This window comes from Halosimplex salinum (assembly GCF_003730195.1).
In the GTDB taxonomy this organism is placed as follows: domain Archaea; phylum Halobacteriota; class Halobacteria; order Halobacteriales; family Haloarculaceae; genus Halosimplex; species Halosimplex salinum.
This window is the reverse complement of record NZ_QWGG01000001.1, coordinates 67,344-89,525: the sequence shown is the minus strand read 5'-3', so window position 1 is coordinate 89,525 and position 22,182 is coordinate 67,344. Positions and strand designations below refer to the sequence as shown.

Genomic DNA, 22,182 nt, shown 5'->3' with positions numbered 1-22,182 from the left:
TTCCTGTGAACGAGCCGATATCTCCGACCATGGCGACTGCACTCTCGCGTGCTCCCTCCGAGCGAGTCCGACGAGTGGACGTGCTCGCGTACGTCATCGGGCTCATGGGCGTCACGTTCGTCGTCGACAACGCGATCGAGATCCTGATCCACGGAGTGACGACTTACGCGGCCGGGATGGGCGTGATCGGGCTGTTCGCACTCGCCGCCGCCGCGGCGGTCTACCGCGACCCCTCGAACATCCGAAACGGGACCGAGGCGGCGCCCGCGTACCTTTACGTCCTGCCCCTCGTCTCGACCGGTGCCGCCGCGATGCTGGCGACCAGTTGGGTCCTCCGGCTACTGTGACGGCGAGACCGTGCGGGGACCGACTGGGTCGACCGCTCCGCGTCCGGTCACAGTTTCCGGGTCGGAAATCGTGTAGCCCCTTTTATATTCCCGCCGGGAAAACCGTCGAGCGATGAGTACGGGCCAGGATCCCGAGGAAGCCGCGGTCATCTCGTTGCTCGACGACGAGTACGCCCGCGCGATCCTGGTCGAGTCGAGTCGCGAGGCGCTGTCGGCGTCCGCGCTGGCCGACCGCTGTGACGCCTCCGAGCCGACGGTGTATCGTCGCATCGAGCAGCTACGGGACCACGACCTCGTCGTGGAGCAACAGCAACTGGACCCGGACGGCCACCACTACAAGACCTACCGGACCCGCGTCGAGCGCGTCACCGTCGAGATCGAGAACGGCGAGTACTCGATCGACGTGTCGCGCCGCGAGGTGGACGCCGCAGACCGGTTCACGCGCCTGTTCGAGGGACTCACAGAACCATGATACCGACCGCTACCGCTCCGATCGCCCCGGTGCAGGTCTCCGCGACCGGCGGGTCCGCCGTCCTCGCGGCCCTGGCCCTCCTGGGTCTCGCCACCGCCGCCGGCCTCTCCGTGCTGATCGCCTACGAGGCCCTGAAGGGGTATCGCGGGACGCGCGACCGCGCCATGCTGTTCCTCGCGGTCGGGATCGTCCTCCTGACCGGCGGGCCCATCGCCCTCCGCATCCTCCTCCCGACGTTCACCGACACGCCGGAGTCCGTCCGCCTCCTCTCGACGACCGTCAGCGAACTGCTCGGACTCGGCTGCATCCTCTACTCGATCTACGGAGACCCATGACAGTCCGCACGCCACACCGACCGACCGACCACGCCCCCGGTGCCCGCCGAACCAGCACGTCCCCCTCGCGGGAGGTGCCGCGATGAGCGGACTGTCCCCCGGTCTGCTTTCGGTCGTCGCCGCGGTGTTCGAGGTCCTCCAGACGACCGTGAGCGTCACGCCGGCGACGGTCGCGCGGTCGCTGACCGCCACGGTCGGCCTGTTCGTCGCCTACCAGGCCTACCGGGGCTACCGGCGCAACGACAGCCGTCCGATGCTGTTTCTCGGACTCGGCATCTTCCTCGTGACCGCCCTGCCGTTCGTCGTCACGACCCTGCTCGCCGGCGCGCTCGGTGCCAGCGACGCCGCGGTCGTCCTCGCGTGGACGGTCCTCGAGATCCTCGGCCTCGGATCGATCCTCTACGCGCTCACCGGCGCCTGACGGCCCTGTCCGACGGGCGGCGCCGGACCGTCGATCGATGACCGATCGTTTTACTATCCGGCGGTCGAGGAGACGACAATGAGTCGACGGGTCTCGGTCCCCGACCTCCCGACCGGTCCGCGCGCCCTCATCTGGCGGTTCCTCCGGGTGCCCGTGCGCCTGCAGACGTACGCGAACCTGCTGTACCTGTCCGCCCTGTTCCCGCTCGGACTGACCTACTTCGTCCTGTTGACCGTGGGGTTCGCGTTCGGGCTCACCCTCTCGGTGTTGCTGGTGGGCGTGGTGCTGGTGATCGCGATGGTGTACCTGACTCGGGAACTGACCGCGCTCGAACGGTTCGTCGCCGACAGAGCGCTCGTCGTCGACGTCCCCGCCGGGGCGACGGACGCGCCGCCGCTCTCCGACCCGGTCGCTCACCTCAAGTACGTCGTCACGAGCCTCTCGACCTGGAAGGGACTGGTGTACCTGGTGAGCAAGCTCGTCCTCGGTGTGGCCGCGTTCACGCTCCTCGTCTTCCTGGGCACGCTCTCGCTGTCGCTGCTGTTCGTCCCGCTCTACTACGAGAACGTGAACGTGGGCGTCCGGCCCGTGTCGGGCGAGATGAGCCTCGAACCGTCCGTCGAGTTCGCGCTCCAGACCTGGCAGATCGGGCTGACGATCCCCTTCCAGGTGACGACGTGGTACGTCACCACGCTCCCGGAGGCGCTGGCCGTCTCGGCGTTCGGACTGGTCGCGACGCTGGTCTCCCTGCACCTCTGTAACCTGGCGGCTCGGGTCGTGGGCTGGTACACGTCGCTGTTGCTCGGCGGGACCGACCCGTCGACGATACGTCGCTCGTTAGACGTGTAGCCCGGTCAAAACGCGAATTTCCGCGATCGGACGCCCGGGCCCTTATTACCCTGTATCGCATACGGTGTCGGTACGACTCCGATGAGCTATCTTCTCGCGGACCCGTCGGTCGCGCTCGTCGTCGGCGGATCGAGCGCCGATCGCGACCGGGTTCGGTCCGCAGTGACGGACGCCGCTGCCACTGACGCCGTCGACGCCGAAGACGCCGAAGACGTCGACGACGTCCGCTCGACGCTCTCCGAGCGGACAGACGTCGGCTGTGTCGTCGCGGTCGACGTCGACGAGCGGACGTTCCGCGACATCCGCGAGGCGGTCAGGGCCGCCGACGACCTCCTTCCGGTCGTGGCGTACGCGGACGAGGCGGCGGCCGCAGTGGCCGAACACGCCGACTGCCGATACCTGCCACGATCGGCGTCGATGGAGACGCTGGCGACCGTCGTCGACGACGCGCTCGACACGTTCCAGCGCCGACGCCAGACGGCCGCGGACAGTAGCATCTTCGAGACGCTTCTGATGGAGGGCGAACTCACCGTGTTCGCCAAGGACGAAGCGGGGCGCTACCTCCGTATGGCCGACGTGCCGTACACGATAGACCCCGAGGAGGCACAGGGGAAGACCGACCCGGAGGTGTTCGAACACGACCCGGAGGCCGCGACCGATGCCTACGAGGACGACCTCCGGGTCGTCGAGACCGAAGAGACGATCCGGGACAAGATCGAGCACTTCGAGGGACAGGGCGGCGACCACTGGTCGCAAGTGACGAAGGTGCCGTGGTACGACGACGACGGCGAGGTGCAGGGGGTCGTCGGCTACACGAACGAAGTGAGCCAGCGGATCCACGCCGAGCGCAAACTGGAAGAACAGCGCGACCGCTTCGACCAGTTCGCGAGCTACGTCTCTCACGACCTCCGGACGCCCCTGCAGATATCGGTGGGCGCACTCGACAGGGCTCGGGAGGGGGACGAAGACGCCTTCGACCGGATCGAGCGGGCCAACGAACGCATCGAAGAGATAATCCAGGACCTGAGCGCGCTCTCGAAGGGCGACCGCTCGGACCAGCGCCTCTCGGAGGAGGTGCTCGAGGCGCTCGACGTCGGCGTCGACGCGACGGAACTGGTCCCGCTCGTCGAGAACATCTGGCGCGTCAACGAGACGGAGGAGGCCACGCTCGAGGTCGACGTCCCCGAGGGGACGGAAGTGATAGCGGAGACGGAGACGCTGCGGCCGCTGATCGAGAACCTGTTGAAGAACGCCGTCGACCACGGCGGGCCGGGGGTGACCGTCCGCGTGGGGGTCGTGGAGAGGGGTTTCTTCGTCGAGGACGACGGCCCCGGCATCCCCGAAGACGAACGCGAGAACGTCCTCGAAGACGGCTACACGACGTCGGATGACGGCAGCGGGACCGGGCTGGCTATCGTGACGGAGACGGTCGGCCAGCAGGACTGGACGCTGACCGTCACCGAGAGCGCGGCCGGCGGCGCCAGGTTCGAGATCGGTGGGTGTCCGGTCGTCGTCCCGCGGTCCGCGACGCCCGCCGCGTCGGTCGACCTCTCGGAGAGCACCGACGTCGGGGACGTCACTGTCCCCGGGGAGTCGAGGTACAACTCGGTCGACGATAGCTGGACCGTCACCGGGAACGGCCGGGACATCTGGCAGGACATCGACGAGTTCCACTTCGTCTACGGCGACGCGTCGGCACCCGTCAGGATCGAGGGTCGACTCGTCGACCACGAGGGCACGCACGAGTACAGCAAAGCCGGACTGATGGTGCGTGACGGCCTCGACGAGGACGCCGCGTTCGCCTTCGTCGGCGCGACCGAGTCCTTCGGGACCGAGACGATGTGGCGCGAGCGCACGGGCGAGTACGCCGGCAGCGACCAGATGGAAGAGCCCTACGGCGCGTATCAGTGGTACCGGATCGACGCGGTCGGTGACGAGGTGACGCTGTCGTGGTCGACCGACGGCGAGGAGTGGCAGGCGCTCGACCAGCGGACGGTCTCGATGGCGGACCCGCTGGTCGTCGGCCTCGCGGTCTGTAGCCACAGCGAGGACGAGACCATCGAGGCGGTGTTCGAGGACGTGACCGTCTCCGAACTCGACGTGCGCGACTGATCTGGACCGCGGAACGGATCAGCGCGAGCGGCCGGTCACCCCCACAGATTTTAGGCGTCGGCGAACCCAGACGAGAGAGACTCGTTTCGATGAGCTATCTCCTGTCGGATCCTGAGACTGTGTTGCTCCTGGGCGACGAATCCGTCGACCGGATCCGCACTGCGCTCGTCCCGTCGGTCGCCGGCGACCTGCTCGCGGTGTCGGACGTCGAGAGCAGCGTCGACGTCCTGTCCGACCGCGACGACGTCGGTTGCGTGCTCGTCACCGACAGCACCGATCCCGCGGCGGCCTGCCGCGCGGTCAGGGAGACGACCGACCTGGTTCCGGTGGTCGTCACCGTCCCGGTCGCAGACTGCGACCACGCGGCGCTGGCGGCGCTGGACGACTGTCGCTACGTCCCGCCGTCGGCGGGCGAGGACGCGCTCGCGACGGTGGTCGGGAACGCGCTGGAGACGTACGACGAGCGCCGGCGCCGCGCGGCCGAGAGCTCCCTCTTCACCACGTTCCTCGCCGACGCCGAGCTGGCGGTGTTCGCGAAGGACCGCGAGGGGCGACACCTCTACAAGTCCGACATCGAGGACGACGTCGACCCGGCGTCGGTCGTCGGGCGGACCGACCTCGAGATCACCGCCGACTACATGCGGGAGAAGGCACGCGCCGACTTCGAGGACGACATGCGGGTCGTCGAGACCGGCGTGCCGATATACGACCGCGTCCGGGAGTACGACCACGACGGCCACACCCACTGGGCGCGGACGACGAAGGTCCCCTGGCGCGACGACGACGGCGAGGTCCAGGGGATCGTGGGGTACGCGGAGGACATCACCGACCAGAAGCGATTCGAACGCCACCTCGCCGAGCAGTCCGAGCGCATCGACCAGTTCATCACGTACGTCGCCCACGACCTCCGTACACCGCTCCAGATCGCCTACGGGCACGTCGACCGCGCCCGGGCGGGAGCGGACGACGCGCTCAACGGCATCGAGACCAGCATCCACCGTATCGAGGACATCGTCGAAGACCTCGCGCGCCTCTCGAAGCGGTCCGGTACCGAGGGGCTGTCGAGCGAGACGCTCCGGTCGTTCCGGGCCGAGTCGCTCACGACGGAGTTCGTCCCGCTCGTCGAGAACGTCTGGAGCGTGCTCTCGGACGGCGAGGCCGATCTCACCGTCGACCTCCCGGAGGACACCGTCGTCGCGGTCGACGCGAAGACGCTCCGGCCGCTGTTCGAGAACCTGTTCAAGAACGCGCTCGACCACGCGGGCCCGAACGTGTCCGTCCGCGTCGGCGCCCTCGACCGCGGCTTCTTCGTCGAGGACGACGGCCCCGGCATCCCCGATTCCGAACGGTCGAAGGTCACGAAGTCGGGGTACACGACCGCCGAGGACGGCACCGGGACCGGCCTCGATATCGTCGCCGAGACCGTCGAACAGCACGGGTGGGACCTGCACATCACGGCCGCGAGTCCCGCCCACGACACCCCCAGAAACGGCCCGGACGGGGAGTCGCCGGGCGCTCGGATCGAGGTCGCGGGCGTTCCGATGGTGACCCGCACCGAGTTCGGCGTGCGCGAGCGAGGACGAGTCCCGCTCGACCGGAACGAGGACGTGGGACCGGTGTCGGTGCCCGGGAGCGCCGAGTACGACCGCGACGCCGACCGGTGGACGGTCGTCGCAGACGGGTCGAACGTCTGGGGTAACACGAACGAGTTCCACTACGTCCACGGCGAGGCCGAGTCCCCGGTTCGTATCCAGGGCCGTATCGTCGACCTCGACGGGCCCCACGAGTTCAGCAAGTGCGGGTTGGCGATCCGTGCCGGTCCCGACGAACGCGCGCCGTTCGGCTACGTCGGAACGACGGAGTCACACGGCTCCGAGGTCACCTGGCGGGAGGGCGTCGACGGATTCACCGACAGCGACCAGTTCGGTGAACTCCCGGGCACGTTCTCGTACTACCGCGTCGAGTACGTCGACGGCGTCGTCACGCTCTACCTGTCGGAGTCCGGCGACGAGTGGACGCCGGTCGACCAGCAGGCGCTCGACCTCGGTGAGCGCGTCTCCGTCGGGCTGATGGTGTGCGGGCACTCGTCGAAACGGACCTGCGAGGCGACGTTCGGCGACGTGCGAGCGGTCGAACTGGAGTTCGTCTGAGCGGACGGGGGGCGGTCCGGCTCCGACGCCTGTCGGTCAGTGCTGCGCCGTGGCGAACGCGGTCAGTTCGTCGACGTCGAGCACGCCGTCCGCCCGGGTGTCGACGAGTTCGCCGTCGACGAACAGGAGGAGTTTCGGGACGCTCCGCACGTCGTACTCGTCGACCAGTTGCGGGTCGTCGCGCGGGTTCATCGTCGCGACGACGACGTCGGTCGTGCGGGCGACCCCCGACAGGACCGGTTCCATCGCCGCGCACTTGCCACACCCCTCGGTGTAGAACTCGACGAGGACGCGGTCGTGACTCGCGACGAGGTCGTTTAGTTCCGATCGGGTCGATGGCGAGACGGGGCGTTCGTGTGACGTGGCCATACCGGAGAGACGAGCGCGAGTCAGGTAAGGGTCGCGGCCGGGCGTCGAGTTCCGGGGAGCCCGCGACCGCGGGCGGAGACCCGATGGATATAACCCGTACGGTCCGCTGTCACACAGCCATGGACGCGGCACTGGGAGCGCCGGCGAAGATGGCCGACCGCGAGGAGGACCTGACGCCGATGATGGCCCAGTACTTCGAACTCTGCCGGGAGTACGACGACTCGCTCGTCCTCTTCCAGGTCGGGGATTTCTACGAGGCGTTCTGCGACGCGGCGGAGCGAGTCGCGCGCCTGTGTGAGATCACGCTCACCAAGCGCGAGGACTCGACCGGGCAGTACGCGATGGCGGGCATCCCCATCGACAACGCCGAGTCGTACATCGAGCGCCTGCTGGAAGCGGGGTATCGGGTCGCCGTCGCCGACCAGGTGCAGGACCCCGACGAGGTGAGCGGCGTCGTCGACCGCGCCGTGACGCGGGTCGTCACGCCGGGGACGCTCACCGAGGACGAACTCCTGCGGAGCGCCGACAACAACTACGTCGCCTGTCTCACGACAGCCGGGCCGGGCGGCGACCGCTCGACCCAGCGGACGACCCGAGCGGGCGGCGGAGCCGGCGCGAACGGCGACGAGTCGGGCCCCTACGGGCTCGCCCTGCTGGACGTGTCGACGGGTGACTGCTACGCGACGAGTGCGGACCGGATCGACTCGGTCGCCGACGAACTCGGACGCTTCGCCCCCGCGGAGGCCATCGTCGGTCCCGACGCCCCGACCGACGTCTTCGACGGCGACTGCATGGTCTCGCCGTACGAGCGCACCGCCTTCGAGCGAGAACGCGCCAGCGAGCGCGTCGAGGCGTACTTCGGCGACCTCGCGCTCGCCGACGAGGTGGAGATTCGCGCCTGCGGCGCCCTGCTGGCGTACGCCGAGTACACCCGCGGCGGCAACCCGGACGCCGGCGACATCGGCGACGACTCGACGGCGGCCGTCTCGGGGCCGGACGCGGACCCAGGGACCGCCGCGCTCGACTACATCAACCACCTCACGCGCTACGACCCGCGCGAGTACATGCTCCTCGACCGCGTGGCGCTCGACAGTCTCGAACTGTTCGACCGGCGCGCGGTCCGCGGACGAGCGGGGCTGACGCTCGTCGACGCGCTCGACGAGACCGCCTGCGCGCTCGGCCGGCGGAAACTCGACGACTGGCTCCGCCGGCCGCTGCTGGACGAGGACCGCATCGCCGCCCGCCACGACGCCGTCGCCGAACTCGCCGGTGACGTGACGTTACGGGAGCGCCTCCACGAGCTACTGGACGACGTGTACGACGTCGAACGGCTGATCTCGCGGGTCGCCAGAGGGCGGGCGAACGCCCGCGACCTGCGCTCGCTCCACGACACGCTCGCCGTCGTGCCCGACGTGGAGGCGGCGCTGGCCGACGCGCAGTCGGCGACGCTCGTCGAACTGCGCGAGCACCTCGACTCGCTGGCGGACGTGCGCGACCTGGTCGACCGCGCCATCCAGTCCGACCCCGCCGCCGAACTCACCGAGGGCGGCGTCGTCGAACCCGACTACGACGAGGAACTCGCGCGCTTGCGAGAGACCGAGCGCGAGGGGAAGGCGTGGATCGACGACCTCCAGGCGCGCGAGCGCGAGCGCACCGGCATCGACTCGCTGAAGGTCGGCCACACCTCCGTCCACGGCTACTACATCGAGGTGACCGACCCCAACCTCGACAGCGTGCCCGAGGACTACACGCGCCGGCAGACCCTGAAGAACTCCGAGCGGTTCGTCACGCCGGAACTCCGGGAGCGAGAGGACGAGATCATCCGCGCGGAGGGACGGGCCGACGACCTCGAGTACGAACTGTTCTGCGAGGTCCGCCGCGAGGTCGCAGAGGAGTCCGAGCGGGTGCAGGCGCTGGCCGACCGACTCGCGCGACTGGACGTGTTCGTCTCCTTCGCGAGCGTCGCGGCGAAGTTCGACTACACGCGCCCGGAGGTCGGCGCAGACGGATTCGACGTGACCGCCGGCCGCCACCCCGTCGTCGAGCGCACCGAGGAGCGGTTCGTCCCCAACGACGCCCACTTCGACGACGAACACTTCTTCGCGGTGATCACGGGACCGAACATGAGTGGCAAGTCGACGTACATGCGCCAGGTCGCGCTCACGTCGGTGCTCGCACAGGCCGGGAGCTTCGTCCCGGCCGCGGAGGCGCGACTGCCGGTCGTCGACCGCGTGTTCACGCGCGTCGGCGCGAGCGACGACATCGCCGGCGGTCGCTCCACCTTCATGGTCGAGATGACCGAACTCGCCGACATCCTCGAACACGCGACGGAGGACTCGCTGGTCCTCCTGGACGAGGTGGGCCGCGGGACGAGTACCGCCGACGGCCTCGCGATCGCCCGCGCGGTCACCGAACACGTCCACGACGACGTGGGCGCGACGACGCTGTTCGCCACCCACCACCACGAACTGACCGCCATCGCCGACGACCTCCCGGGCGTGTTCAACCTCCACTTCGAGACGGAGCGCGACGGCGACGGCGTGGCCTTCGAACACGAGGTCGCGCCGGGCGCCGCGGCCGCCTCCTACGGCATCGAAGTGGCGAAACTGGCCGGCGTCCCCGCCGACGTGGTCGAGCGCTCCCGCGAGTTGCTCGACGGGAGCGACGCGGGCAGCGCGGACGAGCCGTCGGCCGACTCGAACGGCCACGACCCCGACGGGAGCGTTCGAGTGAGCAACACGGCCGACGACGGTGACCCGGCGGGCGGGACCGGGACGGCGGACGCCCGACTGGCCGACGAACTCGAATCCCTCGACATGGCGACGATGACGCCGCTGGAGGCGATGAACGCGCTCGCCGAGCTGAAAGAGTCGCTGGACGAGTGAGCGCGGGCGAAGTGCGTCGCGCGGCTACTCCGAGGAGCCCGGAGACTCCCCGGATCCCGTCGGCGTGAGCGGGACGAACTCCAGGCCGCGTTCGGCGAGCAGTCGGCTCGCGCGGTCGGTCACCGAGGGCGCGACCAGGATGCCGCGCACCTCCGTGTCGGCGTGGAGGTCCCGTTCCATCGCGTCGACGTAGCGGCCGAGCTGGCCCACCGCGTCGGGGCCCACCCGCCGGCGCTTGAGTTCGACGGCGACGGCGCGGCCGTCCCCGTCCTCGCCGTAGATGTCGACCGCACCGGCGGGGGTCCCGCGCTCGGTCGCGAGCGGGACGAACCCCGTCTCGACCAGCGCGGGATCGTCGAGGATGCGCTGGCGGAGGTCCTCCTCGGTGCCCTGCAGGGAGAGGTCGCGCTCGTCGGTCAGCCCGTAGGCCGACACTTCGAGCACGGACTCGAAGTCGACGGCGAGGTGCTCCTCGGGCGTCTCCCGGTGGCTCTCGATCCGCAAATGTCCGTCGACGAGCGACGCCTCGTGGTCGCAGTCGGGGGGCTGCCAGTTCACCGGCTGCTGGCCCTCGTCGGTGTGGACGAGCGCGGCGCCGTCGGGTTTGAGCATCACCAGTCGCTCGCCGGGACCGAGGGTGCTCGACGCGCGCCCCTCGTAGTCGACCGTGCAGCGGCCGACGACCGTCACGAGCGCCCCGGTGTCGATCGCTTCGGCCACGAGGTCCCTGGCAGCGTCGTGATCCGGCCGCTCGCGGGTCTTCAGTCGGAGTCCGTCCTCGACGGCAGTCACGACTATCGGTTGCGCCCGGGCGGGTAAAAACCGCGCGACACGGGACGACCGTCCCCGGGTTCTGCGGTGTCAGGCCACGGTGTCACCCCCCACCGGCAGCCACAGCGTGTCCGCCGGAACGTCGGGGTGTCCAGCGAGACGGATCCGGAGGGACGCCGTCGCCGCCGGTGCCGAGAGGAGGCCGGCGTCGACGGCGTCGCCGAGCACGTCCTTCGCGGTACGGAGAAACCGTCGGAGGCGCGTCGCAGTCGCCGCGTCGGTCCACGGGACGAGGGCGGCGTCACGGACGAACGCCGTCGCCTCGTCCGCGGGGGTCCCCGCCGTGTCGGCGCGGCCGGTGTGCTGGAGTGGCTCGACGCCGAGCCAGCAGACCAGGTACGCCTCGACCGACCCGCCGTCGACGACCAGCGCCTCGTACTCCCGGGGGTCGAGCAGGGCGAGGACGCGGTCGGCGGGGACGGCCGTCTCGACGGGGCCGGCGTCGGCGAGAGTGGGGGGAAGCCCGTCGACCCGGAGGAGTCCGACCAGCCGGTCGAGGTGCTGGCCACCCCACTGGGAGTGGTAGCAGTCGTACCGACCGTTCGGCCGCTCGACGGCGACCAGCGTGCGCGCTCCCACGGCGAGTCGGGTTGGTCCCGGGTTCGTACGTAAAGGCTCGGACGAGTCGCCCGTCGGGTCGGCCCACGGGCCGCGTCGGTCGTCGGGTCACCCGCTGTCGTACTCGACGAGGCTCTGGAGCGGGACGAGTCGGTGCTGGACCTCCGGTTTCGTGTAGCCCGACGACTCCTCGCTCACGCCGGAGGTGTAGACGGTCACTCGCTGCTGGAGCAGGTGGGGTTCGCCCTGCTTGTTGTTGACGACCTCGACCGAGCGCCAGGCCTCGTCTTTCATACGCCGTCACGAGGACCGCCGCCGACAAATCGTTTTGGCGTCGGAGGAAGTCGACCACCGAGGAGCTCATCGGGCGGTCAGTCCGGGCGGTCGACGTCGCGGATCTCCACCCGAGCGCCCGCCGTGTCGCTCTCGGTGACCGCGGTGGTCCAGCCGTGGGCCGACGCGATCTCGGAGACGATCGCGAGGCCGAATCCGGTTCCGTCGGGCGACGTAGAGAAGCCGCTCTCGAACACCCGGTCCCGGCGGTCGTCGGGGATCCCGGACCCGTCGTCGGCGACGAAGAAGCCCGACTCCTCGGGGAGGTCGCCGACCGTCACGGTGACCGTCTCGTCGCCGTGCTGGAGCGCCCCGTACCGGTCCCGCGCGTCCGGGTTCCTCGGTCCGTGTTCGACCGAGTTCCGGACGAGATTTTCGACGAGCTGTCGGAGGCGCGACTCGTCGGCGAGGACGGTCGCGTCCGTCTCGACGCGGAGCTCCGCGCCGCCGGTGTCGACCGTGGCCCAGGCGTCCCTCGCGACGTCCGGGAGCGACACCGGTGCCGGCGCGTCGACCGTCTCGCCCTCCCGGGCCAGCCGCAGCAGGTCGTCGATCAGCCGCTCCATCCGGTCGAGCGCGCGGTAACACCGCTCGAAGTGGTCGGCCTCGCCGGTCTCCTCGGCGAGCGGGAGGGAGCCGACGAGCACCGAGAGCGGGTTACGGAGGTCGTGCGAGACGACGCTCGTGAACGCCTCCAGGCGTTCGTTCTGTCGTTTGCGCGTCTGGGCCTGCTCGACGCGGTCCAGGGCCGCCTCCGCGTTGGCGGCGAAGATCTCCGCGAGGTGGACGTCGGACTCGTCGAAGACGCCCGCCTTCGTGTCTCCGATCGACAGCGTCCCGTGGTCACCGATCGGGACGTACATCGACGCACGGGCGTCCTTTCGGTCGTAGCCGTCCTCGACCGTCTGGACATTGTCGAGGACGAGCGTCTCCCCGTCGGCGAAGGCCCGACCGGCCGTCCCCTCGCCCACGGGGTAGGAGGGGCGCTCCCCGAGGATCGTCTCCGCGCCCGCCGATATCGCGACCGGCCTGAGTTCGTTCGCGTCCCCGTCGAGGAGCCTGACGACGTTGTTCGGGTAATCGAGGGTGTCACGGACGGCGTCGACGGTCAGGCGCGCGACCTCGGTCTTGCTCTCGGCATCGACCAGTTCCCGGGTGGCTCCGTGGAGCCCTTCGAGCGTCCGCTCGCGCTCGACCACTTCGCTCACGTCGCGGTGGAACCCGACCCAGTGGGTGTGCCGGCCGTCGTCGTCGCGGACCGGCGCCGCGTCGAACCGACTCCAGAACACGTCGCCGTCGGCGCAGTGCTGGCGGATCCGGACCGAGACGGGCTCGCACGTCTCGACGGCCGTGCGGACGTGCTCGCTCGTCTCCGGATCGGTCGCCGGACCGTCGAGGAAGCGCCAGTCGCGACCGCGGACGGACGACTCGTCGTAGCCCGTCAGCTCGCAGAACCTGTCGTTCGCGTAGACGATCGGTTCGCCGGGTTCGGTCGCGTCGGCGATGGTGACGCCGACCGGCGCCGCCTCGATGGCGCGGGTGCGCGTCGCGAGCTCCGACTCGCGGCACTCCAGCCGACTGCGCGTCTCGGCGGCCGCTCTGGCTCGACTGACGGTATCGCCCAATTCGGCGAGCACCTCGCGCTCCGTCTCGCCCGTCGCGTGGACCGTGTCGGCGTACACGCCGAGCACGTCGTGTCGGCCGTCGGTGGCCGACAGCGGGACGAACACGACCGATTCGAACCCGTGCCGCTCGGCGATGGCCCGCCACTCCTCGCACGTCTGGTCCGCCGGGACTGTCGCGGCGTGCCGGAGTTCCCCGGTCTGGACGGCGCGCCCGGCAGGCCCCTGCTCCGCCGGGTCCGCGTCCTCCACGTACGGGACCGTCACCTCGTCAAGATACGTTTCGGCGTCGCCGGCCGACGTACGCGGGCGGATCTCGCCCGTCTCGGGGTCCGGTTCGCCGATCCACGCGAACCGGTAGGAGTCCGACTCGGCGAACGCCTCGCACACCGTGCGGTCGACGGCGCGGACGCTGTCGGCCTCGACGAGTCGGCGATTGATGCCCCGGACGAGGCCGCTGATACGCTCCTGTCGGGCGGCACGGTCCTCCGCTCGGGCCGCCGCGATCGCGTTCTCGACGCGGTTGGCCAGCACCGCGTAGTGGTCCAGCCCCGTCCCCTTCTGGAGGTAGTCGGTGACGCCCGCCGCGATCGCGTCGCTCGCGACCTCCTCGCTCCCCTTCCCCGTGTAGAGGACGAAGGGCAGGTCCGGGTACTCCGCCCGGACCGCCTCGAGCAAGGCCAGCCCGTCCATCCCCGGCATCTGGTAGTCACTGACGACGCAGTCGAACTGTTCCGTCCGAATTCGCTCGAGCGCGGTCTCCGGCGCGTCGACCGTGACGACCGACAGTCGGTCGCTCTCGAGTTCGAGGTGCCTGCTGGTGACTGCGGCGAGATCGGTGTCGTCGTCGACGTGGAGCACACGTGCGTCGTCTGTCGCATCCGGCATATGTCGTTCCTGTCAACCGATCTTCGTAACTGCCAGTAATAAACGTGTGGCTCCACGAACAGGCTGGCACCCGACCGAGCGGCCGGCCGCCGGCCACCCCGGTCGTCCACGGTTAGCGGTCCACGGGCCCCAGCGACAGTGTCCGCGTCTCCACCCCGTTCGCGTAGTACGCTCTCGCGAGCGACGCCTCGTCTGTGACGGCGTCCCGCGCGACAGTGCGCGTCTGGACCGGTACTTCGACCGGCGACTGGTCGAACGGATACGGGTCGAGGCGGAACTCGCCGTCGGCGACCCGCGATATAGAGACCTCGGTGCCGTCCCGGGGACCGCTCGTCGGAACCGCGTCTATCGCGTCGTACCCCGGCGGAGAGTCGGTGATACAGAACGAGAGCGAGAGCGCGTCCCACGCCTGGAGCCGCCGATAGTCCGCCCAGATCCGCCCGTCGTACCCGTTCGGCACTCCGCCAGCGCCGTGGAGCGAGGCCAGCAGGTCGCGGTCGGCGTCGGTCACGGTCTCGGCCCCGCCGGCATCGAGCAATCGGTCCAGCAGGCGCTCCTGCCGTCGTTCTTCTCGGTCGACGAACTCGCGGAACGCCGCGGGCGTCTCGGGCCACCCCGGGGAGAGGCCGTAGCGCTGCTTTCGCAGGCCCGCGCCGTGCATGGAGACGAGCAGTCCCGCGTAGTCGTCCATCTCGACGACGGCGTCGATCCCCTCCTCGTAGAGGCCGATCCACGTCGCCGCGGGCATGTCGCGGAAGTCGACCGGGTCGCCCTCGTCGTCGAGATGGGGACGGCGGTCGTACGCCCGCCAGCCGGTGTCGTGGGCGTAGGCCGCCACCACGAGCGATTCGAACGGCTCGGGTCTGTCGAAGCGGTCGTTCCCCCAGTGCTCGGCGAACCGGCCCGCGAGGTCGGCGTGGTCGGGTTGCGTGACGAACCGGTAGCCGTCGGTCGTCTCGGCGACGATCACGGGATCCGTTCGAGCGGGACGGACAAAAAGGGTCGTCGGCGACGACTCATCCCTCTCGCTCGGCGGTCTCGGCCCACCGTTCGACGTCACGACGCGTGAGATCCGAGGACCAGTAGAGGTCACCGCCGTGGAGCACGGGAAACGGTTCGGACGCGAGCGACTCGACCAGCGAGTCGAGGGTCGTCGCTATCGGGAACCCCTCTCCCGGGGAGAGGAAGCTCATGGCGTTGTCGACGGCGTGCGGCAAGAGCGTCGTCCCCAGCGGCGTATCGGTCGTGGGGTACGCCAGGGGCGTCACCGTCGGCCCGTCGTTCCACGTCACGTGAAGCCCGAACGCGACGCCCGTCTCGTTTTTCGTCAGCTGAACCGATCCGTCGCCGACGACGACGTACTCGTCCGTCGGGAAGTCGGTCGTGCGCTTGCAGAGTTCCAGCGCGGCGGTCAACGAGAACCCCTGCCCGAGTAGCCGAGCCGCCGTCTCGCCGAGACGGCCCGCCATGGAATCGAACACGTCGTGGACGGTGACGATCCCGCTGACCGCCCCGTTCTCGACCAGTGCCCGCCCCTGTTCGAACGAGACGCAGGCGTTGAGCAGGAAGGCCCGCACACCGACCGATTCGACCGTTCTCGCGTCGAGGAATCCGTCGACACACTGGAATCCCCGGTCGTCGACGTGCCCGACGTAGTGGAGGAGGTCGGTTTCGGCCGTGAGTGCGTCTTTCAGCCGCTCACACGATGCCCCCTCCAGAACCGTCACGTCGAACGACTCCAGCTCCCCCAGCGCGTACACGTCTGCGACGGCGTCACCCTCGCTCATTCGGGCGTCGTTGTCGACGACGGTCACGCTCGTCTCGACGTCCACTGTCGGCTCTCGTCGAAGCTGTCGTTCGTACGCCGGGACGGAGAGCCGACTCGCACCGACAGGAACGCCGTCGCCGAGGTAGGCGTGCTCGACGCTCTCGGTCGGCGGCGGGTAGACGAACTCCTGGTCCCACTCCTCACGGGCCGACCGGCTCAGCATCGCTGGCTGGGGCTCCGTCGTGGAGTGGACTCTCTCGGGATGCGCCCGCCCGGGCGTTCTCCCGCTCGGGTCGTCGAATTCGCTCGGGGCCGGACAGCGGACCACGGCGAGCTCGCGAACGAGATACGGGAGCGCGCCGACGTGGTCCGGTTCGGGGACGACGTCTGCAGTGAGCGTCCAGCGGGGGATCGCTTCCTCGAACACCGCCCTCGGTACGTCCATGTACGTCGCGACACGGGACGGGAGCGACCGGTCGTACACGTCTCCGGGGGCGAACGGGAGGTTGTCGACGGCTCGCTCCCGCTCGTACAGTTCGAGGTCGTACAGCCCCTCGGTGCGGACGAGACAGTCGAGCGTGAAGTTCCGTTTCAACACGTTCGCCGCCGTCGTCGCGATATCTCCGTCACGGGTCAGCGACCACTCCCGCCCGCCGACACACAGGCGAGGCGGTCCACCGACGTCGACGGTCGCACCGAGGTAGTACGCGAGGGGAGCGACCGAATAGAGCGTGTCGAGGCGGGACGGCACCTCGATAGTAACGCCCGTGTCCGGCGGTTCGATCCCATCCGGGACGTGCAGTTCGTCGCCGACTTCGACGAGCGGCGGACACCCGCGAAGCGTCGGCCACGACCGCTCCGGGGAGCGCGTCTTCAGCGCCGAACCGAACTGCGAGACCGCCGTCGCCACGTCGCTCGGGGCCGTCGTCGTCGTGATCGTCCCAGTCGGTTGATCGTGATAGCTCCGGGCGCCGAGGCGAAACATCACGGGCTCGGCGGCCCGAAGCACGGACCGCTCGTCGGAGACGTCCGCAGTGAGTTCCCCACCAACCTCGACGTGCAGTTTCATCGGCGCTTTGCTCAGTTCGAAACTGTACCGCCCGGCGGGGAGCCGCTTCGTCTCCCCCCACTGCAACTCCCCGACGTGGGCGCCGTCTCCGTCTCGAATCGCGTAAAGGGCCAGATGAGGAAACTCGATCACGCTCGCCTCGAACTCGACCGCCGCGTCGACCGGGAACCGAAACCCCCCGGTGTCCGCGACCGTCGGATCCACCGGTCGGTCCGTCTCGACATTGAAATCGACCGCCTCGATCGGGTCGACGATTCTGACGCCCGGCGGGTCCGTGGTGGGCTCGAACCGCGGTCGGGTCGCCTGAGTCCGTTCGGTCACGCGTTGTCACTCACTCTGTCGTAGTGATGCACAAGTAGCTTGCGCCCGCGGAACACCACTCTCCCCGGGCTCGCGTCGCTATCGTTGTCGAGCGACGAAAGAAAACTGCCGACGCTGGACCTTACAGCAGGTCTTCGACGTTGTCGACGACGTCCTCGGGGGTGTCGCCGACGGGGACGCCCGCGGATTCGAGCGCGTCGATCTTCGACTGGGCGGTGCCGGTGCCGGAGCCGGAGACGATGGCGCCGGCGTGGCCCATCCGCTTGCCCGGCGGGGCGGTGCGACCGGCGATGAAGCCGGCCACCGGCGTGGTCATGTACTCGTCGATGTAGGCGGCCGCTTCCTCCTCGTCCTCGCCGCCGATCTCGCCGCACATGACGACCGCGTCCGTCTTCTCGTCCTGCTCGAACAGCGCGAGCGCCTCGACGAACGAGGTGCCGATGATCGGGTCGCCGCCGATACCGATGGCGGTCGACTGACCGATGCCGCGCTGGGAGAGGCTGTCCACGACCTGATAGGTCAGCGTGCCCGAGCGGGAGACGAGGCCGACGCGGCCGGCCTCGAAGATGTTGCCCGGGAGGATGCCGAGTTTGGCCTCGCCCGGCGTGATGACGCCGGGGCAGTTCGGCCCGACGAGGTAGGCGTCGGTCTCCTGGAGGCGGCGGTACACCCGCGAAACGTCCTGCGTCGGGATGCCCTCGGTGATGGTGACGACGAGGTCGAGGGCGTCGACGCCCAGCGCCTCGAAGCAGGCGTCGCCGGCAAAGGCCGGCGGAACGAACACGACGGAGGTGTCGGCGTTCTCGGCCTCGGCGGCCTCCTCGACGGTGTCGTAGACGGGAACGCCGGCGACTTCCTGGCCGCCCTTGCCGGGGACGGCGCCGGCGACGACGTTCGTCCCGTACTCGATCATCTGTTCGGTGTGGAACTTGCCCTCACCGCCGGTGATACCCTGCACGATGACGCGGCTGTCTTCGTCGACTAGAACACTCATGCTTCCACCTCCTCGGCGTACTCGACCGCACGCTGGACGGCGTCCTCCAGCGTCTGCTCGACCGTCACGAGGTCCTCGTTGAGGATCTCCATCCCCTCGACGGCGTTCGTGCCGGCGAGGCGGACGACGACGGGCTTGGGGATCTCGTCGAACTGTTCGAGCGCCTGGTTGATCCCCTTGGCGACCTCGTCGCCGCGGGTGATCCCGCCGAAGATGTTGAAGACGACGGAGTCGACGTTGTCGTCGGAGAACACCATGTCGAGCGCGTTGGCGATGCGGTCGGCCTTGGCGCCGCCGCCCACGTCGAGGAAGTTGGCGGGCGTGCCGCCGTAGTGGTCGACGAGGTCGAGCGTCGTCATCACGAGGCCCGCGCCGTTGCCGATGATGCCGACGTTCCCGGACAGGCGGACGTAGTCGAAGCCGTACTCGTCGGCCTTCTGTTCGAGTTCGCTCTCGGCGAACTCGCCTTCCTCCTCCATCTCGGCGAGTTCGGGCTGGCGGAAGAGGGCGTCCTCGTCGACGTTGAAGACGGCGTCGGCGGCGACGACTTCCTTGTCGCCGGTGACCATCAGCGGGTTGATCTCGGCGTCGGCGCCGTCGCGGTCGTCCCAGAGCTGGTAGAGCGTCCGCAGGATGGACGCCACGTCGCCCGCGATCTCGCGGTCGACGCCGGCGTCGTAGACGACCTTGCGTGCCTGGTAGGGGTGCATGCCGAAGGCGGGGTCGATGTGTTCGCGGGCGATCGCGTCGGGGTCCTCCTCGGCGACCTCCTCGATGTTGACGCCGCCGCGCGTCGAGACCATGGCGACGGGCTCGCCCTCGCCGCGGTCCATCGTAACGCCGACGTACAGTTCGTTCTCGAAGTCGACGGCGGCCTCGACGAGGACGCGGTCGACGGTGTAGCCCTTGAGGTCCATCCCGAGGATGTCGTCGGCGGCCTCGCGAGCCTCGTCGGCGTCCTCGACGAGCTTGATCCCGCCGGCTTTCCCGCGCCCACCGACGTGTACCTGTGCCTTGATGGCGACCGGATAGCCGATCTCCTCGGCCGCGTCGACGGCCTCGTCGACGGTCGCGGCCAGGTCGGACGCCGGCGTCGGGATACCGGCGTCGGAGAAGACCTGCTTGGCCTGATATTCGTGCAGTCGCATGTCACTCGAAATCCGGGCCGGCGAGCGCTTAAATCCCGTCCATCTGACCCGGAACCCCGGCAACAGCCCGCCAAATTATCAGGTCTGATAATCTCGACGGCAGATTTTTATACAGGCGGCTACAGATACCACGTGTAGGCACCATCTGGTGCCGGTACTCTCCATCTCACCCACCCACCCACCGCATTTCACCCACCCACTGCAGTCCACCCACCGCAGTCCACCCACCCACCGTTTTTGCGTACCGTTCTCCCCCTTTTCGAAGACCGCCGACTGCGAGCGACTGACTCGTCGATAGCGCGGTGTGTCTCCCGGGAGCGCCGCGTCGGGCGACGAGTCGTTTTTGAGGGCGTCGTCCCTCCGTACGGACATGGACGGAGCCGAATCGTCGGTGGCGACGCTCGTGAGCGAGATCGCCAGCGCCGAACGGGTCGTCGCACTGACCGGAGCAGGGGTGAGCGTCCCCTCGGGGATCCCGCCCTTCCGCGGTGAAGCGACCGACGACGACGCGCCGGACCCGGTGTGGGAGACACACGACCCCGCCGACTTCCACCGGCGGCGGTTCGACGCCGACCCAGCGGGATTCTGGACCGACCGGCTCGAACTCAGAGAGACGATGTACGGCGACGGCGTCGCGCCGAACGCCGCCCACGAGGCGTTCGCCGCGCTGGAGGAACTGGGTCACCTCGACCTGCTGGTCACGCAGAACGTCGACGCCCTCCACGCCGCGGCAGGCTCGGAGTCGGTCGTCGAACTCCACGGGACACACGAGCGCGTGGTGTGCGACAGGTGCGGCGCGACACAGCCCGCGGGCCCCGTCTGGGAGCGGGTCCGCGGAGGCGAGCGCCCGCCGACGTGCGACTGCGGCGGCGTTCTCAAGCCCGACGTGGTGCTGTTCGGCGAGCCGCTCCCGGACGACGCGTTCGACCGGGCCCAGACGGAGACGCGCCGCTGTGACGTGTTCCTCGCCGTCGGGTCGTCGCTGACCGTCCGACCCGCCGCCCTGCTGCCCGACGTCGCCGCCGAAGCGGGCGCGACGCTCGCCGTGATCAACCTCGACGAGACCGACTACTCCGAGCGCGCCGACTACGACCTGCGAGCGGACGCGACAGCGGCGCTGCCCGCGCTGGTCGCGGCGCTCGAAGGCGACCGCTCGTAGACGGTCGGTCGGAGATGCGTCTGTCGGAGACCGTCAGAGAGGCCGGACACGGAGCTCGGACGGACGCGCGGCTACCGGGAGAACCCTCCCGGGCGGACGCCGTTCAGAGTTCGACGCCGCTCGGGATCAGACTGTGCTGACGGAGGAGACCGCCCTCGTCGTCGTAGACGAGGAGCGTCCGCTTCTCGTAGCTCGCGACCTGCTCGCCGTCCCGGCGGACGTCGACCCGGTAACAGCCGTCCGCGTCCTCGGGGTCGTCGTCGCGTCGGGCGGCGTCGACGAGGTCGCGGACCGACGCGGCGTCGGCGTTGACCTCGACGATGAACTCCCCTGTCACCCGGTTGGTGAGGCTGAAGACGCCGTCGGCGTCCGCGTCGTCCGTCGCCGTCTGGAAGCGGAACGCGACGTCGATCGCCTCTCGGTCCAGCGGCTCGCCTCCGGCGTCCGTGAGGCGCTCTTCGAGGAGGTCTGTCGGCCCCTCGTAAGTCAGCACGGCCGTCGGTAGGTGGTCGCCGTCCTGGTCGGCGTTGCGAAGGTCCAGCGTGACGTAATCGCGCCTCATTCGACGTCCCCAACTACGACGCGAGTAGCCATGAACGTAACGCCGCCACGGGGGTCTCTCGCGCGACGCCGGCCTGTCGGCCCCCTCCAGCGTCGACCCGGGCGGCCTCTGGCGCTCACGGCACCGGAGGCAGTAGCTTTTATACCTCCCGGGACGCCGACTCGGATCACTATGTGGGTCCGCTCGGAGTACGCCGGTGAACTGGCAGTCCTCGCGACGTGGCTGACCGCCCTCCTGCCCTGGTCGGTGTCGTTCCTCAGGCGGTCGCCACAGGGGATGGACGCCACGTTCACCGTCGTGAACATCAGGTTCGTCTTCTTCCAGTTTCACTACCTCTTCGGCATCTCGCTGGGCGAGCAGTCGCTCGGTCAGATCGTCCAGATCGTCTACGAGATCCCGGGGTTCGTCCCGGACAACCAGGTCCTCGAGGGCCAGATCTGGCTCGCCGCCGCCGCGGTCTTCGCTCTCCTGCTGGCCGCCAGTTTCGTCTATTACGCGCGCGACGAACGACTGGAGGACGCGGCCGACGAGGCGACGACCGGGCTCGCGGAGTCGCTTCCCGACTCGCTCGCCGACCGGCTGACGCTGGACCCCGTTCGCGTGTTCGGCGCCGCCTTCGCCGTCCTCGCGACCGTCTTCAGCGTCGCCACCGCGATGTTCCTCCAGCACCAGCCCACGATCCCCGTCGGCGCGCTGTTCATGTGGGTGTTCGCCGCCATGTTGCTGACGGTCGAACGGACCTGAGTCGCGACGGACCATCGGTCAGGACCGCGAGCGTCCGCACACGACACACGAGATACCCCCTCCGTCCGACCCCCGGCCCTTCCTCCCCGTTCCGTCCCGCGATCAGCCTCCGTTCGTGCGATTTGGGACCTCTTGCCAAACGACATACTCCGAAAGCTTTAAGTAGTTTTCGGACTTACGTAGTGTTAGGAAGTGCGGCATCGGATTCTTAGGGCTTACGCCACCGGTGAGCCGCTCCGGAGTAC

Annotated in this window: 20 protein-coding genes; 10 read left to right on the top strand and 10 right to left on the bottom strand. The window is 69.3% G+C overall.

The genetic code is table 11. The features are described 5' to 3' along the window. Positions 1-29 precede the first annotated feature (29 nt). The 7 genes from D1409_RS00455 (at position 30) to D1409_RS00425 (ending at position 6,686) form a co-directional block, all read left to right on the top strand. Entirely contained in the window at positions 30-347 is a 318-nt protein-coding gene (locus D1409_RS00455; protein ID WP_123532972.1) for a hypothetical protein, read from the top strand. A gap of 112 nt (positions 348-459) precedes the next feature. Continuing rightward, positions 460-819, top strand: a complete 360-nt coding sequence (locus D1409_RS00450; protein ID WP_123532970.1) for a winged helix-turn-helix domain-containing protein — start codon at positions 460-462, stop codon at positions 817-819. After that, on the top strand, positions 816-1,154 hold the full coding sequence (locus tag D1409_RS00445; RefSeq protein ID WP_123532968.1) for a DUF7521 family protein: 339 nt from the start codon (positions 816-818) through the stop codon (positions 1,152-1,154). The genes D1409_RS00450 and D1409_RS00445 overlap by 4 nt, the downstream gene beginning before the upstream one ends. Positions 1,155-1,236: 82 nt before the next feature. After that, a complete protein-coding gene (locus tag D1409_RS00440; protein WP_235853466.1) occupies positions 1,237-1,575 on the top strand; it encodes a DUF7521 family protein in 339 nt (112 codons plus the stop codon). A gap of 78 nt (positions 1,576-1,653) precedes the next feature. Then, positions 1,654-2,424 carry a sensor domain-containing protein gene (locus D1409_RS00435; protein ID WP_123532966.1) on the top strand — a complete coding sequence of 257 codons (771 nt, stop codon included), beginning with the start codon at positions 1,654-1,656 and terminating at the stop codon, positions 2,422-2,424. 81 nt (positions 2,425-2,505) lie between these two features. Further along, positions 2,506-4,536 (top strand): ATP-binding protein, encoded by a 2,031-nt coding sequence (locus D1409_RS00430; RefSeq protein ID WP_123532964.1) that lies wholly within the window; start codon positions 2,506-2,508, stop codon positions 4,534-4,536. A gap of 89 nt (positions 4,537-4,625) precedes the next feature. Then, positions 4,626-6,686, top strand: coding sequence for an ATP-binding protein (locus tag D1409_RS00425; protein WP_164471519.1), 2,061 nt, complete (start codon positions 4,626-4,628; stop codon positions 6,684-6,686). Between the two features lie 36 nt (positions 6,687-6,722). Here D1409_RS00425 and D1409_RS00420 read toward each other — a convergent pair whose 3' ends face one another. Then, positions 6,723-7,055: a thioredoxin family protein gene (locus tag D1409_RS00420; RefSeq protein ID WP_123532960.1), complete on the bottom strand. Its 333-nt coding sequence runs from the start codon at positions 7,053-7,055 to the stop codon at positions 6,723-6,725. 119 nt (positions 7,056-7,174) lie between these two features. On the opposite strand from D1409_RS00420, the gene mutS reads away from it, so the two are divergent. Continuing rightward, positions 7,175-9,940 (top strand): DNA mismatch repair protein MutS, encoded by a 2,766-nt coding sequence (gene mutS / locus D1409_RS00415; RefSeq protein WP_123532958.1) that lies wholly within the window; start codon positions 7,175-7,177, stop codon positions 9,938-9,940. A 24-nt stretch (positions 9,941-9,964) separates the two neighbouring features. Here the strand turns inward: mutS and nucS are convergent, their stop codons facing one another. The 8 genes from nucS to sucC form a co-directional block, all read right to left on the bottom strand. Then, positions 9,965-10,732 (bottom strand): endonuclease NucS, encoded by a 768-nt coding sequence (gene nucS / locus D1409_RS00410; RefSeq protein WP_206424943.1) that lies wholly within the window; start codon positions 10,730-10,732, stop codon positions 9,965-9,967. A 69-nt stretch (positions 10,733-10,801) separates the two neighbouring features. Next, entirely contained in the window at positions 10,802-11,350 is a 549-nt protein-coding gene (locus tag D1409_RS00405) for a DUF6735 family protein (protein ID WP_123532956.1), read from the bottom strand. Positions 11,351-11,437: 87 nt separating this feature from the next. Next, complete coding sequence (locus D1409_RS00400) at positions 11,438-11,623, bottom strand: hypothetical protein (RefSeq protein WP_123532955.1); 186 nt, start codon at positions 11,621-11,623, stop codon at positions 11,438-11,440. A gap of 77 nt (positions 11,624-11,700) precedes the next feature. Continuing rightward, positions 11,701-14,172, bottom strand: coding sequence for a GAF domain-containing protein (locus D1409_RS25640; RefSeq protein WP_123532953.1), 2,472 nt, complete (start codon positions 14,170-14,172; stop codon positions 11,701-11,703). Positions 14,173-14,284: 112 nt separating this feature from the next. Continuing rightward, on the bottom strand, positions 14,285-15,142 hold the full coding sequence (locus D1409_RS00390; RefSeq protein ID WP_164471518.1) for a DUF3891 family protein: 858 nt from the start codon (positions 15,140-15,142) through the stop codon (positions 14,285-14,287). Positions 15,143-15,188: 46 nt separating this feature from the next. Beyond that, positions 15,189-17,330 (bottom strand): hypothetical protein, encoded by a 2,142-nt coding sequence (locus D1409_RS00385; protein WP_123532949.1) that lies wholly within the window; start codon positions 17,328-17,330, stop codon positions 15,189-15,191. Between the two features lie 121 nt (positions 17,331-17,451). After that, a complete protein-coding gene (gene sucD, locus D1409_RS00380; RefSeq protein ID WP_123532947.1) occupies positions 17,452-18,324 on the bottom strand; it encodes a succinate--CoA ligase subunit alpha in 873 nt (290 codons plus the stop codon). Next, positions 18,321-19,472 (bottom strand): ADP-forming succinate--CoA ligase subunit beta, encoded by a 1,152-nt coding sequence (gene sucC, locus D1409_RS00375; RefSeq protein WP_123532945.1) that lies wholly within the window; start codon positions 19,470-19,472, stop codon positions 18,321-18,323. Before sucC ends, sucD begins: the two co-directional genes overlap by 4 nt. 370 nt (positions 19,473-19,842) lie before the next feature. Here sucC and D1409_RS00370 point away from each other — a divergent pair, with 370 nt between their 5' ends. Then, positions 19,843-20,631, top strand: coding sequence for a Sir2 family NAD-dependent protein deacetylase (locus D1409_RS00370; protein WP_123532943.1), 789 nt, complete (start codon positions 19,843-19,845; stop codon positions 20,629-20,631). A 103-nt stretch (positions 20,632-20,734) separates the two neighbouring features. Here D1409_RS00370 and D1409_RS00365 read toward each other — a convergent pair whose 3' ends face one another. After that, positions 20,735-21,193 carry a DUF5793 family protein gene (locus tag D1409_RS00365; protein WP_123532940.1) on the bottom strand — a complete coding sequence of 153 codons (459 nt, stop codon included), beginning with the start codon at positions 21,191-21,193 and terminating at the stop codon, positions 20,735-20,737. Between the two features lie 171 nt (positions 21,194-21,364). Between D1409_RS00365 and D1409_RS00360 the strand changes: the two genes are divergently transcribed. Beyond that, positions 21,365-21,937 (top strand): DUF7549 family protein, encoded by a 573-nt coding sequence (locus D1409_RS00360; protein ID WP_123532938.1) that lies wholly within the window; start codon positions 21,365-21,367, stop codon positions 21,935-21,937. The last annotated feature ends 245 nt before the right edge of the window (positions 21,938-22,182 follow it).

Coding starts and splice junctions, on each gene's coding strand:
- D1409_RS00450 (WP_123532970.1), top strand. CDS start 460: ATGAGTACGGGCCAGGATCCCGAGGAAGCCGCGGTCATCTCGTTGCTC.
- D1409_RS00435 (WP_123532966.1), top strand. CDS start 1,654: ATGAGTCGACGGGTCTCGGTCCCCGACCTCCCGACCGGTCCGCGCGCC.
- D1409_RS00425 (WP_164471519.1), top strand. CDS start 4,626: ATGAGCTATCTCCTGTCGGATCCTGAGACTGTGTTGCTCCTGGGCGAC.
- D1409_RS00445 (WP_123532968.1), top strand. CDS start 816: ATGATACCGACCGCTACCGCTCCGATCGCCCCGGTGCAGGTCTCCGCG.
- mutS (WP_123532958.1), top strand. CDS start 7,175: ATGGACGCGGCACTGGGAGCGCCGGCGAAGATGGCCGACCGCGAGGAG.
- D1409_RS00430 (WP_123532964.1), top strand. CDS start 2,506: ATGAGCTATCTTCTCGCGGACCCGTCGGTCGCGCTCGTCGTCGGCGGA.
- D1409_RS00440 (WP_235853466.1), top strand. CDS start 1,237: ATGAGCGGACTGTCCCCCGGTCTGCTTTCGGTCGTCGCCGCGGTGTTC.
- D1409_RS00360 (WP_123532938.1), top strand. CDS start 21,365: ATGTGGGTCCGCTCGGAGTACGCCGGTGAACTGGCAGTCCTCGCGACG.
- D1409_RS00400 (WP_123532955.1), bottom strand. CDS start 11,623: ATGAAAGACGAGGCCTGGCGCTCGGTCGAGGTCGTCAACAACAAGCAG.
- D1409_RS00455 (WP_123532972.1), top strand. CDS start 30: ATGGCGACTGCACTCTCGCGTGCTCCCTCCGAGCGAGTCCGACGAGTG.
- D1409_RS00420 (WP_123532960.1), bottom strand. CDS start 7,055: ATGGCCACGTCACACGAACGCCCCGTCTCGCCATCGACCCGATCGGAA.
- D1409_RS00365 (WP_123532940.1), bottom strand. CDS start 21,193: ATGAGGCGCGATTACGTCACGCTGGACCTTCGCAACGCCGACCAGGAC.
- sucC (WP_123532945.1), bottom strand. CDS start 19,472: ATGCGACTGCACGAATATCAGGCCAAGCAGGTCTTCTCCGACGCCGGT.
- D1409_RS00370 (WP_123532943.1), top strand. CDS start 19,843: ATGGACGGAGCCGAATCGTCGGTGGCGACGCTCGTGAGCGAGATCGCC.
- sucD (WP_123532947.1), bottom strand. CDS start 18,324: ATGAGTGTTCTAGTCGACGAAGACAGCCGCGTCATCGTGCAGGGTATC.
- D1409_RS25640 (WP_123532953.1), bottom strand. CDS start 14,172: ATGCCGGATGCGACAGACGACGCACGTGTGCTCCACGTCGACGACGAC.